This window comes from Acidovorax sp., assembly GCF_021287135.1.
Taxonomy (GTDB): domain Bacteria; phylum Pseudomonadota; class Gammaproteobacteria; order Burkholderiales; family Burkholderiaceae_C; genus Acidovorax.
In genome coordinates, this window is the sequence record NZ_JAJTBB010000046.1 from 18,597 (window position 1) to 31,995 (window position 13,399).

The 13,399-nt window shown below is 68.7% G+C and carries 12 protein-coding genes; 6 read left to right on the forward strand and 6 right to left on the reverse strand.

Annotated elements, in window-relative coordinates; translation table 11 throughout:
• Positions 1 to 76: 76 nt before the first annotated feature.
• The 5 genes from LWW96_RS11030 to LWW96_RS11050 form a co-directional block, all read right to left on the reverse strand.
• Positions 77 to 892: an SDR family NAD(P)-dependent oxidoreductase gene (locus tag LWW96_RS11030; protein ID WP_291486912.1), complete on the reverse strand. Its 816-nt coding sequence runs from the start codon at positions 890 to 892 to the stop codon at positions 77 to 79.
• Between the two features lie 53 nt (positions 893 to 945).
• On the reverse strand, positions 946 to 1,755 hold the full coding sequence (locus tag LWW96_RS11035) for an enoyl-CoA hydratase-related protein (RefSeq protein WP_291486914.1): 810 nt from the start codon (positions 1,753 to 1,755) through the stop codon (positions 946 to 948).
• Between the two features lie 32 nt (positions 1,756 to 1,787).
• On the reverse strand, positions 1,788 to 2,960 hold the full coding sequence (locus tag LWW96_RS11040; RefSeq protein WP_291486915.1) for a thiolase family protein: 1,173 nt from the start codon (positions 2,958 to 2,960) through the stop codon (positions 1,788 to 1,790).
• The gene (locus LWW96_RS11045) at positions 2,957 to 3,388 is read right to left on the reverse strand and encodes a zinc ribbon domain-containing protein (protein WP_291486917.1); all 432 of its coding nucleotides are present in this window, start codon (positions 3,386 to 3,388) and stop codon (positions 2,957 to 2,959) included. The genes LWW96_RS11040 and LWW96_RS11045 overlap by 4 nt, the downstream gene beginning before the upstream one ends.
• Positions 3,389 to 3,449: 61 nt before the next feature.
• Positions 3,450 to 4,430, reverse strand: a complete 981-nt coding sequence (locus tag LWW96_RS11050) for a tripartite tricarboxylate transporter substrate binding protein (protein ID WP_291486918.1) — start codon at positions 4,428 to 4,430, stop codon at positions 3,450 to 3,452.
• A gap of 190 nt (positions 4,431 to 4,620) precedes the next feature.
• On the opposite strand from LWW96_RS11050, the gene LWW96_RS11055 reads away from it, so the two are divergent.
• Genes LWW96_RS11055 through LWW96_RS11080 form a run of 6 tightly spaced genes read left to right on the forward strand, consistent with a single transcriptional unit; the run spans position 4,621 to position 11,843 of the window.
• Positions 4,621 to 5,430 carry an IclR family transcriptional regulator gene (locus tag LWW96_RS11055; RefSeq protein ID WP_291486919.1) on the forward strand — a complete coding sequence of 270 codons (810 nt, stop codon included), beginning with the start codon at positions 4,621 to 4,623 and terminating at the stop codon, positions 5,428 to 5,430.
• Positions 5,431 to 5,480: 50 nt separating this feature from the next.
• Positions 5,481 to 6,617 (forward strand): acyl-CoA dehydrogenase family protein, encoded by a 1,137-nt coding sequence (locus tag LWW96_RS11060; RefSeq protein ID WP_291486921.1) that lies wholly within the window; start codon positions 5,481 to 5,483, stop codon positions 6,615 to 6,617.
• Positions 6,618 to 6,650: 33 nt separating this feature from the next.
• Complete coding sequence (locus tag LWW96_RS11065) at positions 6,651 to 8,765, forward strand: acetate--CoA ligase family protein (RefSeq protein ID WP_291486923.1); 2,115 nt, start codon at positions 6,651 to 6,653, stop codon at positions 8,763 to 8,765.
• A complete protein-coding gene (locus tag LWW96_RS11070) occupies positions 8,762 to 9,868 on the forward strand; it encodes a CoA transferase (RefSeq protein ID WP_291486925.1) in 1,107 nt (368 codons plus the stop codon). The genes LWW96_RS11065 and LWW96_RS11070 overlap by 4 nt, the downstream gene beginning before the upstream one ends.
• A 17-nt stretch (positions 9,869 to 9,885) precedes the next feature.
• On the forward strand, positions 9,886 to 10,905 hold the full coding sequence (locus LWW96_RS11075) for a nitronate monooxygenase (protein WP_291486927.1): 1,020 nt from the start codon (positions 9,886 to 9,888) through the stop codon (positions 10,903 to 10,905).
• Positions 10,902 to 11,843, forward strand: a complete 942-nt coding sequence (locus LWW96_RS11080; RefSeq protein WP_291486929.1) for a nitronate monooxygenase — start codon at positions 10,902 to 10,904, stop codon at positions 11,841 to 11,843. Before LWW96_RS11075 ends, LWW96_RS11080 begins: the two co-directional genes overlap by 4 nt.
• 30 nt (positions 11,844 to 11,873) lie before the next feature.
• Here LWW96_RS11080 and LWW96_RS11085 read toward each other — a convergent pair whose 3' ends face one another.
• Positions 11,874 to 13,397, reverse strand: coding sequence for a hypothetical protein (locus LWW96_RS11085; protein ID WP_291486931.1), 1,524 nt, complete (start codon positions 13,395 to 13,397; stop codon positions 11,874 to 11,876).
• Positions 13,398 to 13,399 lie beyond the last annotated feature (2 nt).

Genomic DNA, 13,399 nt, shown 5'->3' on the forward strand with positions numbered 1-13,399 from the left:
CCTGGTTTCTTGTGTGTGTGCGGTAGCGCAGCGGGAGATGCAGAGCGCGGCGGGCGCCGGGGCGCACCGCCTGGCGTCAAACCATCGCGAACCCGCCCGAGGCGCCGATGGTCTGCCCGGTGATGAACAGCGCACGGTCCGACGCCAGGAACGCCACGATGCCCGACACATCGGCCGGCCGCGAAAGGCGCCCCACGCCCTTGGAGATGGGATAGGCATTGAGCATCTTGCCCAGCAGCTCGTTGTTCTCCACCGTGGCGTGGATGTTCAGCGGGCCGTCCTTGATGCCCTCGTGGGACACGGCGCCCAGCGCGATGGAGTTGACGGTGACCGCATGGCGGCCATGCTCCCGCGCGAGGGCCTTGGCGAAGCCGGCAATCGCCGCCTTGGCGCCCGAATACACGGCCATGTTGGCCTCGCCGATGCGGCCGGCTTCCGAGATGATGTTGATGATGCGGCCTGTCTTGCGCTCCACCATGCCGGGCAGCACGGCGCGGCAGCAGTGCATGGTGCCGTAGACGTTCAGGTTCACGATCTTGGCCCAGTCCGCCACGGGCGTGTCCACAAAGGGGGGCGTGCGGCCGCCCTTCTCGCGGCGCTCGGGGATGATGCCCGCGTTGTTCACCAGCACCGTGATGGGCGCACCGAAATGCCGGGCGGCGCCGGCCACCATGGCATCGACCTCCTCCAGCTTCGTGATGTCCGCAGGCGCCGCATAGGCCTGGCCGCCCGTGGCGTTGATTTCATCTGCCACCGCCTGGGCGCGCTCGGCAAACAGGTCGTTCACCACGACGCGCGCGCCTTCGGCCGCCAGTTCGATGCAGATCTGCCGACCCACCCCTTGGCCGCCGCCCGTGACGAGCGCGACCTGTCCGTTCAATCCGAGTTGCATGGGATTCCTTTTCGTGTTGGCTGTTTGAATGGGGGAACGCGTGCGGTGCCGCACTACCGTCCCTTGAATTGGGGTTCGCGCTTCTCGACGAAGGCGCGCATGCCCTCCAGGCGGTCTTCGCTGTCGACGATCATGGCGGCCGCATAGCGCTCGTACTCCAGGCCCGAGTCCAGGTCGGTCTGCATGCCGCGGTTGATGGCGCGCTTGGCAAAGCGCACGGCCAGCGGGGGATGGCGGGCGATGCGCTGGCTCAGCTCCATCGCGGCGGCCATCAGTTCGGCTTGCGGCAGCACGCGGCTGACCAGTCCGTAGCGCAGCGCGGTCTCGGCATCCACCAGGTCGGCCGTGAGGATCAGTTCCTTGGCGCGGGCTTCGCCAATCACCCGGGGCAGGCGCTGCGTGCCGCCGGCCGCGGGGATCACGCCCAGCTTGAGCTCCGGAAGGCCGAAGCGGGCGTGATCGGCAGCGATGCGCAGATCGCAGCACAGCGCAATCTCCAGCCCGCCGCCCAGGGCCACGCCGTTGATGGCGGCGATGACGGGCTTCTCGAACTCCTCGATGTTGCGGAACAGCTCGTGCGTGGCCTTCTGGCGCACGAAGTATTCCGTGCCGCGCACCACGTCGGTGGCGCGCTCCTTGATGTCGGCACCGGCGCAGAACGCCTTGTCTCCGCTGCCGGTGATGAGCACGGACCGCACACGGTCGTCGTTCCTCGCCAGTTCAAAGAACGCGCGGGCCAGGTCGGCTTTCATGGTGCCGCCCAGCGTGTTCATGCGGTCGGGCCGGTTCAGCGTGATCACCGCCACGCGGTCGCGCACTTCGTAGAGCAGTGTGCCCAGGTCCTGGATGTCAGGGGTCGTCATTGGCTTGCTTTCAAAGAATGGGCAGGGGCGCTTCAGGCGGATGCCGAGAGCACGTGGGCGACGGAGACGGAGCCGAGCCCGATCATGTGGGCCATGCCCCAGCGCGCGCGGGCGTGCTGGCGGCCCTCGGCCTCACCGCGCAGCTGGCGGGTGATTTCCGCGAGCTGGCCGATGCCGGTGGGACCCAGCGGATGGCCCATGCCGATCAGGCCGCCCGAGGCATTGATGGCGCACCGGCCGCCAATCTGCGAATCTCCGCGTGCCAGGTAGCGCGCGCCTTCGCCGGGATCGCACACGCCGATGGCCTCGCTGTACAGCAGCTCCTCTACCGAGAAGGCGTCGTGCAGCTCCAGCAGGTCCAGCTCCCGGGGCGCGATGCCGGCCTGCTCAAAAGCCGCTTGCGCACTGGTGCGCACCAGTTCCACGGCGCTGTCGCCGTAGTGCGTCTCGGGGCGCTCGCTGCCCGCAACCGATGCCCGCACGCGCACGCAGCGGCGCGCATCCAGACCCATCTTGCGGATCGCGTTGCCCGAGACCACCATCACGGCGGCTGCCCCTTCGCCCCGGGGGCAGCACTGCTGCACGGTGAGGTCGCCCACCACGCGGGGCGACGCCAGCACCTGCTCCAGCGTGCGCGGCTTGCGGAACTGCGCGAACGGATTGCGCGCCGCGTTGGCGTGGTTCTTCACCGCCACGCCAGCCATCTCTTCCACCGAGGCACCGCGTTCGCGCAGGTAGGTGCGCGCCATCATGGCGAACTTGACCGCCGGGATGGTGGCCGTCTCGCTCAGCCGCTCCAGGCCGTCCTTGTTGGCTGCGCGGCGGCCGTCGCCGTGCTTGTCCACGCCCACGGCCAGCACCACATCGCTCATGCCGGTGGCCACTTCCATGCAGGCCTGGCGGAAGGCGAACGAGCCGGAGGCAGAAGCGTTCTCTACCTGCGTCACCGCCAGGCCGGAAGACCCGAGGTGGCGCAGCATTACGCGGCCCGCGGCCATGCCGATGGAGGTCGTGCCCACATAGGCGCTTTGCACGCGATCCCACGGTACGCCTGCGTCGGCCAGCGCTGCGCGCACCGCCGTGAGGCCCAGCACGGTGTAGGGCGTCTCGGTGGGGAACTGGTAGGGGTGCAGGCCGATGCCGGCAATGAAGACGCCACCGTTGGCGTCGAGCCAGTTGCCAGCCTGGGTGTCAGCGTCGCTCATTGCACGGCCTCCGGGTTCACAGGAACAAAGCGGCAGGCGTACACGCCGTCGGCTGCATTCACCGCCGCCACTGCCTGCAGGGCCATGCCGGGCCGCAGCAGCGCTTCATCGGCGACGGCAATCACGCCCTCTTCGATGATTCCGGGCGCGATACGGATGTCCCCGGCAATGCTGGGCGCGGCCATGCCGGGCAGCAGCGGCACATGCAGGGTGACGAATTCCAGCAACTCCCCGCCGCCAGGGCGGGCGACTTGCGCGGCGCCTTCCAGCGGCTGCCCGCAATGCATGCAGCCCGGCACATTGGCCGGAAAGCTTAAGCCCCCGCAGGCGCCGCATTGCGTGAAGAGGAAGTTGAGGGAGCGGCCGTCTTCAGCCAGCGCGTAGAGCGTGGGCTGCGCCGGCTTCAGGGAAGCCTGGGTATCAGTCATGGGCAGGATGGGTGTCAAAGAAAAGAGGAATGGGGTGGTCGTGCGCGCGCCGCCCGGCACATCAGTCGAGCTTGGCGCCGGACTGCTGGACCACGGTGCGCCAGCGGGTCATCTCCGACTTCACGAAGGCGCCCAGCTTGGCGTCGCGCAGGCCAACAAGCGGCACGCTGCCGAACTTCTCCGTGGCCTGCACCATTTCGGGGTTCACGATGGCCTTGGCGATCTCGTCGCCCAGGCGCTTCACGATGTCCGGCGGTGTCTTGGCCGGCGCGAACACGGCGCCCCAGGCCGTCGACTCGGCTTCCGGAACACCCAGCTCGCCCACGGTGGGCACGTCGGGCGAGCTGGCCAGCCGGGTCTTGGAAGTCACCGCGATCGCCTTGAGCTTGTTGGCCTGCACCTGGGGCAGCACCACGGCCGGGTAGTCGAACATCAGGTCGATGCTGCCGGCCATGAGGTCGGTGAGCGCGGGGGCGCTGCCGCGGTACGGCACGTGGGTCATCTTGATGCCCGCCGCGGTCTGGAACAGCTCGGCCGTGAGGTGGGTGCCGGTGCCCGGCCCCGCAGAGCCGTAGTTGAGCTTGCCGGGGTTGGCCTTGGCATAGGCAATCAGCTCGGGCACTGTTTTGAACGGGCGCGAAGGGTTGATCACCAGCATCAGCGGCGTCTCGGACATGGCGTGCACGGGCACGAAATCCGCCACCGGGTCGTAGCGCACGTTCTTGTACAGCGCCAGGTTGGCGCCATGCGTTCCCTGCGTGCCGTAAATGAGGGTGTAGCCGTCCGGCGGCTGGCGCGACGCCGACTCGACCCCGATGGAGCCGCCGGCGCCCGGCCGGTTGTCCACCACCACCGACTGGCCCAGCTGCGTGCTGAGCAGCTTGGCCAGAAGCCGCGACGTGTTGTCCGTGATGCCCCCGGGCGGGAACGGCACCACGAAGGTGATGGGCTTGCTGGGCCAGGCATCGCCCGCCGCATGAAGGACGCCAACGGCCAGCGAGGCCACGCCAAAAACCACCAGTTTTCGCAAGGTTCTACGCATGCTTGTCTCCGTTTTGTATTGCCACTTGATTGCGGCTGGTCGTAGAATACTTCAACATTTCGTAGACATGCAATACCTGGAGTCGCTTGATTGACAGAGGTTTTGCTGAAAATTTCTCCCAACAACACAAAAGCAATCACGCATCTCCCTAGCTATGATTCGTTGATATCTACGAAATACCGGAGAAAAAATGCCTACCATCGTCCCCGCCGCCTCGCGCACCATGGCCCTACTGGAGGTGTTCGCCCGCGAACGCCGCGAACTCTCCAACTCCGACCTCGCACGCCTGATGGATTTGCCGGAGAGCAGCTGCTCCGACCTGTTGCACACGCTGCACGAACTGGGGTACCTGATGCGCACCGCACGCACGCGGCGCTTCTATCCCACGGCCCGCCTGCTCACCATTGCCAAGGGCATCGCCGCAGGTGACTCGCTCTACGCCGTGGCCTCGGAAGCCTGCGAGCTGCTGCGCGACAAGACCGGCGAGACCGGCATGTGCGGCCGGGTCGAGGCGGGCGTCGTGAAGGTGCTGGCCTTTGCCGAAGGCACGCACCCGCTGCGCTATGTGGAAAACGTGGGCAACAAGATTGCCCTGCACGTCTCCGCCCTGGGCAAGGCTGTCCTGTCGCTGGGCACGCCCGAGGAAGCCGCGCGCCAGCTGCGGCTCAAGCCGCTCAAGCAGATTGCCCCCGGCTCCATCACCGACCTCGCGGTGCTGGAGGCGCAGGTGGAGCAAGCCCGCCAGCAGGGCTGGATGTGGGTGGAAAACGAAGGCTTTGACGGACTGGCCGCGATTGCCGTGGCCGGCTACCTGGGCGACGAGCCGCTGGCGCTGTCAATCGCCGGGCCCACGGAACGGCTGCGCCGCACGCAGGAGGCCTGCCTGCAGGCGCTCAAGGAGGTGCAGGCCCTCGTGTTCCACGCACCCAACGCCACACCGCCACTGCGGGCCCCAGCGGGGCGGCGCAGCGCCGCCGCCAAAGACACCAGCCCGGCCTAGCGGCCCGGCCCACGCATTCACTACCAGGAGACCTACCCATGTTTGCCGCCATGAATTCCGAACAAGAAATGCTGCGTGACAGCGTGCGCCGCTTCATGAAAAGCGAAGTCGCACCCTATGTCGCCCAGCACGACAAGGACAAGACCTTCCCGTTCGAACTGCTCCAGGAGCTGTCCCAGTTCGGGTACATCGGCGGCCGGCTGCCCGAGGCCCTGGGCGGCATGGACATGGACCAGATGACCTGGGCGATGCTCATGGAAGAAGCCGGCTACACCTGGCTGTCGCTGCGGACCATGGTGAACATCACCAACGCGGCCATCAACAAGCTGGCCGCAGAGGCCAACGAAGAGCAGCGCGAACGCTTCCTGAAACCCCTGCTGGCGTCCGAGCGCAAGGTGTTCAACGCCATCAGCGAGCCGGGCACGGGCTCCAACATCGCCCAGGTGCAGACGCGCGCCGACCTGCAGGGGGACCACTACGTGCTCAACGGCCGCAAGCTGTGGATCACCAACGGGGCCTTTGGCGACTTCGGCATCGTGGTCGCGCGCACGTTCAGCCCCGATTGCCAGGGCGGGCTCTCCACCTTCCTGGTGGAGCGCGATGTATCTCCGTATGAAGTGCGCAGTGTCGACACGATGGTGTTGCGCAGCACCGGCACGGCAGAGCTCTCGTTCGACAACGTCAAGGTGCCGCGCGAGAACCTGCTGGGCGAAGAAGGCAATGCGCTCAAGAAGATGCTGATGGGGCTCGATAGCGCGCGCGTCAACATCGCCATGGGCGCGGTGGGCGCCGCGCAGGCAGCCCTGGACCTGTCGATCGACTACGCCCGCACCCGCACGCAGTTCGGCAAACCCATCGGCAGCTTCCAGCTGGTGCAAAAGCTCATCGTGGACATGACGATCCGCGTGGAGGCGGCCCGTGCGCTGGGCCTGCGCGCCGCTGCCGCGCTGGACGCCAATGCCGACGCACGCACGGCCTGCTCCATCGCCAAGCTCTACGCCACCGAGGCCGCGCATGAAGTGGCCAGCATGGCGCTGCAGGTGCATGGCGGCCTGGGCTATGCCACCGACTACCCCATCGAGCGCATCTTCCGCGACACCCGCGGCGGCACGATCCCCGAAGGCACCACCGAAGTGCAGACCCTGATTGCCGGCCGCGAAATCCTGGGCATCTCGGCGATTGCCTGATCCCTCGCGCCACAGAACAACCAGGAGACAAGATTGACCGACCTTTCACGACTGATCCGCCCGCGCTCGATCGCCCTCGTGGGCGCCTCGGACCGCACGCACAGCATTGGGGAGCGCACGCTGACCAACCTGCTGGACTATTCCGAGTTCGACGGGGACATCTACCTCGTCAACCCCACCAAGGCAGAGATCCGCGGGCGCCGCTGCTGGCCCAGCGTCGCATCGCTGCCCGCTACGCCCGATGTGGCGGTGATCGTGGTGCCCGCCTCCGGCGTGCTGGCGGTGGCCGAGGAGTGCGCAGCGCGGGGCGTGCCGTTCGCCATCGTGCTCACCTCGGGCTTTGGCGAAGCCGGTGAAGAAGGCGAGCGCGCCCAGGTGCGGCTCAAGGAAATCGCCGACGCCAGTGGCATGCGCCTGTATGGCCCCAACTGCCCGGGCCTCACCAACGTCAATCACCGCCTGGGCCTGACCTTCTCGCCCTCGTTCCCGCACGACCTCGTCAAAGGGCCCATCGGCCTGGCGACGCAGGGCGGCGGCCTGGGGCGCAACGTGATGCAGGCCATGGACCGCGGCATCGGCATCGGCCTGTGGGCTTCCACCGGTAACGAGGTGGACCTGCAGGTGGCGGACTTCATCCACTACATGGCCGATGCACCCGACATCCAGGTGATCGTGACCTTGCTGGAAGGCATCAAGGATGGCGCGAAGTTCGTGGCCGCGGTGAACCGGGCCGCGGCCAACGGCAAGCCGGTGATCGCGCTCAAGGTCGGCAAGTCGGCCTACGGGCAGAAGGCGGCGCAGTCCCACACCGCGTCCCTCACCGGATCGGCCGAGGTCAACAGCGCGGTGTTCAAGCAGTGCGGCGTGATCGAGGTGGATGACATCGACGAGCTGGTCGATACCGCCTGGCTGTTCGCACGCGGCGAGCCGGCGCCCAGCGAAGGGGTGGCCATCTACACCTCGTCGGGCGGCACCGCCGCTTTGACAGCGGATGCCGTGGGCACCGCGGGCCTGACCCTTGCGCAGTTTGCCCCCCACACGCGGCAGGCGCTTGCTGATCTGCTGCCCACCTACGCGGCGCTGGACAACCCCGTGGATACCACTGCGGCGGTGCTGAGCGACCCGGCGCTGATCGAAAAATCGCTGAGCGCGGTGGCGGTGGACCCGAACCTGAGCTGTGTGATCGCTCCCATTGCGCTGGACTATGGAGAGACCACGATCCAGCTGGCACGCACCATCATCGCGGCGCAAAAAGGCTGCGCCACGCCCGTCATTCCCATCTGGATGAGCGACCGCATGGGCGAGGGCTATCGCATGCTGGTCGAAGCCGGATTCGCACCGCCGCGTTCGGTGGGCAAGGCCATCAAGGCCATCCAGCGCTGGATCGAATACGGCCGCTGGAAGCGCGCGCGCGATGCGCACCCGCCGCTGAACCCTGCGGCAGCGCTGCCGCCTGCCACGGCAACCCGCAGCCTCTCCGAGGCCGAAGCCAAGTCGCAGCTGCAGGCTGCCGGCATCCCGCTGCTGCCCAACGCACTGGCCCCCTCCGTGGAGGAAGCCGTCGCGGCCGCCAACGCCATGGGCTACCCCGTGGTGGCGAAGATTGCGAGCGAACAGATCGTCCACAAATCCGACATTGGCGGCGTGATAGTGGGGCTGCAGAGCGCCGACGAACTGCGCCAAGCCTGGGAGGACATCATGGCGGCGGCCAGGCACCACCGGCCCGACGCGCACATCGACGGCCTGCTGGTCGAGAAGATGGCGCCGCGCGGTGGCCTGGAGCTGATGGTCGGCGTCACGCGCGACCCGGTGTTCGGTCATGTGATGACGTTCGGCCTGGGCGGCATCTACGTGGAGATCCTGCGCGACGTGACCCGCCGCATGCTGCCGCTTTCTGCCGGCGAGGCCGCGGCGATGGTGCGCGAGATGCGGTGCTTTCCCTTGCTGGAAGGCGCACGCGGCCGCCCGCCGGCGGACCTGGAGGCACTGCAGACGCTGCTGCTGCGGATCTCGGACTTCGTGGTGCACAACGCCGATCGCATCGAGGAAATGGACCTCAACCCCGTGTGGATTGGCGTGCAAGGCGAGGGCGTGCTGCCGCTCGATGCCGTGATCATCGAACGCGTGGCCGAAGGAGCCGGCGCATGACCGCCGCCACAGCCAGGCCGCCGCTGCAGGGCATCACGGTGGTGGATTTCAGCGAGCTGCTGCCGGGCCCCTTCCTCACGCAGAACCTGGCGGAAATGGGCGCACGCATCCTCAAGATCGAGCGCCCGCCGCATGGCGACAACGCGCGGCACCTGGGCCAGGGTGCCTTTGAGGCCGTGAACCGGGGCAAGCAGAGCCTGCTGGCGGACCTCAAGGACGAAGCCCAGCGCGCCCAGGTCCGCGAGCTGATCGCGTCGGCCGATGTCGTGGTCGAGTCCTACCGCCCCGGCGTGATGGCGCGGCTCGGTCTGGACGCGGCGTCGCTCTGCCAGGCGTACCCGCAATTGATCTACGTCTCGCTCAGCGGCTACGGGCAGACGGGGCCCTGGGCCGACCTGCCGGGGCATGACATCAACTACCTGGCCGCCGCGGGCGTGCTGGCCGTCTCGGGCACGCCTTCCGGCGCGCCAGCCCAGAGCTTCGGGCTGCCCGTGGCCGACCTGTGCGGTGCGATGTACGCCCTGTCCGCCACGCTGGCTGCACTGTTCCAGCGCCAGGCCACCGGCCGAGGCCAGCACCTGGACGTGGCTCTGGCGGACTGCGCGCTGCACTGGATGAACCCCCGCCTGGGCGCGTACCGTGCCGGCGGGGCCGACACGCTGCAGGCGCAGCGGGACATCACGCTGGTCAAGGCGGCCTACGGTGCCTTCCGGTGCCGGGACGGGCGCTACCTTTCGATTGCCGCCCTGGAGGACCATTTCTGGAAGCGCCTGTGCACTGCGCTCGGCCTTGCGCCCTTCGACGGCGCGGAGTACGCCGGGCACAAGGCCCGCAAGGCCGTGGCCGACGCGATCAACCAGCGCATCCAGCAAGCCGTCGAGGGCATGGACTCGCACGATGCGTTCGACCTGCTGTGCCGGCACGACGTGCCTTGTGCGCCCGTGGTGCCTCCCGCCGAACTGGCAGCGCAGCCGCACTTTGTCTCGCGCGGCAAATTCGCGCCGGGCGCCGATCTGCCGCTGGTGCGCTTTCCAGTGCGCATGGAAGGGGTGGAGGGCGCGGTGCTGGGGCCCTGCCCCGCGCTGGGCAGCTCGGGCTGGTAGACAGGCAAAGCAAAGCGATGCCCGGCCCACTGCGCACACGGATCACCCAGCTGCTGGGGATCGACCACCCCATTCTGGGCGGCGGCCTGATGTGGCTGTCCGACGCCCAATACGTGGCCGCGCTGGTGAATGCGGGCTGCATGGGCTTCGTCACGCCGCGGTCCTATGCGGGCGAGGCGGATTTCTGCGACGCCCTGGAGCGCTGCGCGGAGCTGACCCAGGGCAAGCCCTTTGGCGTGAACCTCACGCTGTCGCACCGGCCCGAGGCCAATGCAGCGGTGCCGCGCTGGATGGAGGCCGCGCTCGCGCATGGGGTGCGGATCTTCGAGACCGCCGGGCATGCGCCGGCCGAACTGATCCGCGCACTGCACCGCTCCAACGCCATCGTGGTCCACAAGGCATCGAACCTGCGGCACGCGCTGTCGGCCGAGCGCGCGGGCGCGGATGCCATCGCGCTGGTCGGCATGGAAGAAGGCGGCCACCCGGGTGCCAACGAGCTGCCGACCATGCTCCTGGGCGCGCTGGCGCTCGGCCGGTTCAGCGTGCCGGTGGTGCTGGGCGGCGGCATCGGGCGTGGCAGGCAGCTGGCAGCGGTGCTGGCCCAGGGGCTGGATGGCGTGCTCATCGGTAGCCGCTTTCTGGTCTGCGAAGAGATCAGCGCGCATGCGCGCTACAAGGAGCACCTGCTGACCTGTGACGAGCACGCCACCGTACGGCTGCTGCAGTCGCTGGGCAGCACCTGGCGCGTGCTGCACAACGAGACCGCGCGGCAAGTGCAAGCCCTAGAACAGGCCGGCGCGCGGAACCACGCTGCCTTTGGCGACCTCCTCGCCGGCACGACCACGCGCGACCGCTGCTACGCGCAGGGCGACTGGCAGCACGGCATGGCCTCGCTCGGGCCGTCGATTGCGTTTGCGCAGCGGATCGAGCCGCTGCAGGTCATCGTGAATGAGTTGGTGGCGGAGGCCGTGCAAGCCATCACGGCCCTCCCCGCCTTGGTTGCAATGGATTCGATGGATTCAATGGAAAAACAATGAACCGACTGCCTTTCATGGACCGGCTCGTGCTGCCGGTCATTGCGGCGCCCATGCTGCGCGTCTCGGGGATCGAGCTGGTGTCGGCGGCCTGTGCCGCAGGCGTCATCGGCGCCTTCCCGACCGCCAACTGCGCATCACTGGGCGAGTTTGACGCCTGGCTGCAGCGCCTGAACCGGGAAGCTGCGGAGCAGCCACAGCGGGCCCCGTACTGCCCGAACCTCATCATGCGCCGCAACCCCGAGCGGCTCAAGGCCGAGGTGGATCTGATCGTGCGGCACCGCACCGAGCTGGTGATCACCAGCGTGGGCTCGCCGGCCTCGGTGATTCCCACGCTGCACGACGGCGGCTGCCTGGTGTTGGCCGACGTGGCATCGCTGCACCACGCGGAGCGCGCGCTGGAGGCGGGGGTCGATGGTCTGGTTCTGCTGTCGTCCGGCGCTGGCGGGCACACCGGCTGGGCCAACCCGTTTGCCTTTGTGCGCGCCGTGCGCCAGATGTTCGACGGCCCCATCGTGCTCTCAGGCGGCCTGTCGGACGGTATTGCCCTGCGCGCCGCGACCGTCCTGGGCTGCGACCTGGGGTGCGTGGGCACGCGCTTCATCGCCACCCAGGAGAGCCTGGCGTCCGACCCGTACAAGGAGATGCTGCTGCACAGCTCCATGGACGACGTGCTGGCTACGCGCGCCTTCACGGGGCTGCCCGCCAACTTCCTCAAGCCGTCCATCGTCCGCGTGGGGCTGAACCCCGACGACCTGGACGAAACCGTGTCGGTGCAAGCGGCGCGCGAGAAGTTTGGCGGGGGTTCGGAAAGCGCTGTCATCCAGCGCTGGGCAGACCTGTGGAGCGCGGGCCATTCCGTGTCGGGCGTGAATGCCCTGCCGCCCGTGGCCGAGCTGGTGCAGTCGATGCAGGCCGAATTCAACGCCGCGGCAGGCTGAGGGCACAGCGCACTCGGCCTGCCCTGCCAATCACCGCAGGCTCAGCGTCTGCCGCTTCCAGGCGGGGTCTTGCCAGCGCTGGAACAGGGGCAGCGCAGCCACATCGCCCGTCACGCGCTCGGTGGCCAAGCCATCCAGCCGCACCACCTCGAAGCTCTTGCGGTAACGGCCCTGGCCACGCGCCTCGCGGGCCACCAGCATCTGCTGGCCGCCGGGCACCCAGCCGGCCCATTCGGCCACGCCGGTCTCGGGCGTGGCGGCGGCAGGGGGCAGCACGTCGGCCAGCCAGCCGCCCTCGCTCTTGCGCAGCACCCACAGCTCGCGCCAGCCTTCCATCGGCTGCACGGCCAGCGCCACGGCCGTGCCTTCGCGGTTGGTGCTGGCCGATGCCGTCCACACCACGCCATAGGTGCAGCGGCGCAGCAGCGGGGCCTGGGCGCCATGCTGGGCGTCCACGAGCAGCACGCAGTTTTCCCCTGGGGCGCCGGGCTCGGTCAGCAGCATGGGGCGATTGCCGGCGGTCGCAGTGGCAGGCGCCGCGGCACTCACCAAGGCCCAGCGCACGGCACTCACGCGCATGGCGGCATCGTTGTACGTGCTCTGGTCGTCGTCCGTCAGATCCGCCTTGTTCACGCCCGTGAATTCGGTCAGGGCACGGGCTGCAGCGGCCGCCACGGCCGGGTCGGTCACGCCCTTGCGGGCCTGCTGGAAAGCCGTGGCGCCCCACACGCTGGCGCGGCGCATCTGCACGCGGTTGCGCAGGTAGCCGGGCAGGCCGGCCACGTCCGCACGCTCCAGCACGTCGGCCTGCCAGGCGGTGACCTGGGCGCGCTCGTGCGCAGGCAGGTCGGGGTTGATGCACTCGGGGCGGGTCAGCGCCAGGGCCGCGCGGGCGCGCTGCCCGGCATCGGCCACAGGCAGGGCCAGCAGGCGGCGGAAGGCTTCGCCGTCATAGCAGACCTGCATGCGGCCTTCCACCTCATAGGTGGCAAAGCGCACGCCGTAGCCGCTGGCCACGTCTAGGTGCGCCGACAGCGTGGCGCCCGAGGCCTTGCCCGGCACAGCCGCCGAGGCACGGCGCGCCAGCCGGTCGGCAAAGGTGCCCAGCGCATCGAAGGCCTGCGCGCCCTCCGCGCCCGCCAGTGTCTGGGCCGGCGCAGCTTGCAGATACGCAGCGGTGAGGCCAATGCCCAGCGCCTCCGCACCCGGCGTATCCTGCACAAAGCGCACCACGGCCAGCAGTGCGGGGGCCTCGGCCTCGGTGAGCACCACGCGGCGCACCTCGCTCGCACGGATGAAGCCGCCGCGTTCGCGCTTGTGGTCCCACACCTGCAGGTAGTCCAGGCGTTCGCCGCGCACTTCCAGCACTTCACCCTGCCAGAGCACCGTCTGCTGCTGGGCGCCATCGCGCGGCGCGGCGCGCAGGCTGGCCTGGTCCTGCACCACGATGGCGCTGCCGAGGGTGCTGGCGGGGGACGTGGGAGCGGCTTCGGCCGCCACGGTGGCTGCAGCGCTGGCCACGGCCACCACCAGGGTTGCGAGGGTGGCGTTCATGT